General features: G+C 51.4%; 2 protein-coding genes. Both read right to left on the bottom strand.

What is annotated here, in order from left to right:
- Positions 1-263: 263 nt before the first annotated feature.
- Positions 264-1040, bottom strand: a complete 777-nt coding sequence (locus tag D573_RS14645) for a hypothetical protein (RefSeq protein ID WP_155984870.1) — start codon at positions 1038-1040, stop codon at positions 264-266.
- A 130-nt stretch (positions 1041-1170) separates the two neighbouring features.
- Positions 1171-1611 (bottom strand): HNH endonuclease, encoded by a 441-nt coding sequence (locus tag D573_RS14640; RefSeq protein WP_155984869.1) that lies wholly within the window; start codon positions 1609-1611, stop codon positions 1171-1173.
- Between the last annotated feature and the right edge of the window lie 189 nt (positions 1612-1800).

The raw sequence follows: 1800 nt of genomic DNA, 5'->3' as shown, positions 1-1800 counted from the left end.
GCCACGCTGCCGGCGCGACTGCTGGTCGCCGCCGTGCACTGCCGGCCAGTGCCCGAGCGCTCCCTGCGACTGGCTGACTCTCGTTGCTAATCAGGTGACGAATAGCTTCCCGCGGGTTCTCATCGACCAAGCGATTCAGGGTTTCGCTTGTTCAGCTAATCCCACTCAGCCTCCTGAACATCTAACGCCAGACATCAGTCGCGCGAGGTACGAGCGTCGGCTGCATGTGTTGGTTATGTATCTCTTCGCTCTGCAATAATCTCTCAGTCACCATTATCGTCTAATTGCGCAGGCACTCTAAGCTCTGGTCTTGAACGAGTGCGTTCTTCCGGCGGTGTCCAAAGCCGCTGTTGCCGAGGACTCCATATCACGGAGTTCATTTTACTCCGATCGGCGGTTGTACCATATCCAGGCATGTGATCAATCCTATCGAAAAACTCTTCCGTGTGAAGAAATGTCATCCTTACCTCATTCCAGTAGGTAGAAGGTTGCTCTTGTCGAAAACGCCTCGCTGCCTCCATGCTGTAAAATCGCTCTTCAGAAACAAGATAGGCATCCGCCTCTTCCTCAGAATAACCCGCAAGGGAGACGATTTCCTCTACGTCTAGGCTATAAGAAGTCCTGCCTATTACCGTTCTACCGTGGTTCATGCGTGCACTTCGGCGGCACAGCTCTGAATCTAGTCTTGCCCCTGAGCAAAACAATGTGCTGGCAGATCGGACCTGGCCGCAGATCTGCTCGTCTCCGGAATTCGATGCGACCGCGGCAAAGCAGCGACTCCTCAGCAGTGATACCTGACTCCCGACAGAGCTCATGAACCCTGATACTCTTAAGCTTTTCGGATGAATCAGATAGCAAGGCTTGATGGAATTCAACTCGTTGGCCAAGCCAAGGTATTCGCGTTCCAATGCGTCAGGCTCTCTGGTGTCACCAAAATAGAACTTCTCATCAGCATCACTAAATAGACCGCAGCCACCCATTGATAAAGACACTATTGAAAAGGTCATCACGGAAAATACTCTTTTCATGAGTTTGAACATTTGTTTCATCCACTACGTGTGCGGTATCACACCCGGCCCTGACCAGACACATAACGCCGAGTTAAGCAGTGAAGCGGTTCTGGCGCGGCAATTGCGCCAGCAATTGGCGCGCCAGGTTCCTTCATCTGCTTCAACTTCTTGTTATGCACTGTCTTGATAGTATGCGCGCCACCAACTCCGCTGAAGGCATGCGATTCTTTTTAAAAGCGTTGCAGCGTCTGCAGGAAAGCACTAAGTTCGCAGGATCGTTTGATCCGTAGCTCAATGAAGGAACCTTCTTGCCGAATTGGCCTCGCATCCCCCGCAGTTCTTTTCTCAAAACATTCGTCTTTAAAGGTATGAGGTGATCAACTTCATCGGGGCTGTTTGAGCAGTCACGATGGCACTTCAACTGGCAGCATTCACCTTCCATGCTGCAAAGGGCAGCATGAATCTGATTCCTCACTAGGCCAAACTCTCGGCGCTTGATATCTGGATCACGTAAGTCAAACAGCTTTCGCCGTCCACCAGCGCCACCGACGTCCTTCAGGAGTTCTTCGAAGAATTCATTGTCTTCGGCGTGCTCAAACATGGGCATACGGTGCATAACAGTAGATTAGACAGAATCTGTGATATTGGTGATATGCAGATTCTGGATATTGTCCGGGCGTTCGCTTGTCGCTAGTTGTGATCTCTCAATAGGTTGTCCACGGGGCGACTCCGAAGGATGCTGAGTTTGCCGACTTAGCCATTCCAAGGAGGACGCCCCGTGAACCTTCAC

It is taken from the genome of Thioalkalivibrio sp. AKL9 (assembly GCF_000377825.1).
GTDB lineage: Bacteria > Pseudomonadota > Gammaproteobacteria > Ectothiorhodospirales > Ectothiorhodospiraceae > Thioalkalivibrio > Thioalkalivibrio versutus.
Note: the sequence above shows the minus strand (reverse complement) of the source record. Positions and strands in the feature narration are given on the sequence as shown.

Excerpts from the sequence above, each read along its gene's own strand:
- D573_RS14640 (WP_155984869.1), bottom strand. The coding sequence starts at position 1,611 with ATGTTTGAGCACGCCGAAGACAATGAATTCTTCGAAGAACTCCTGAAG.
- D573_RS14645 (WP_155984870.1), bottom strand. The coding sequence starts at position 1,040 with ATGTTCAAACTCATGAAAAGAGTATTTTCCGTGATGACCTTTTCAATA.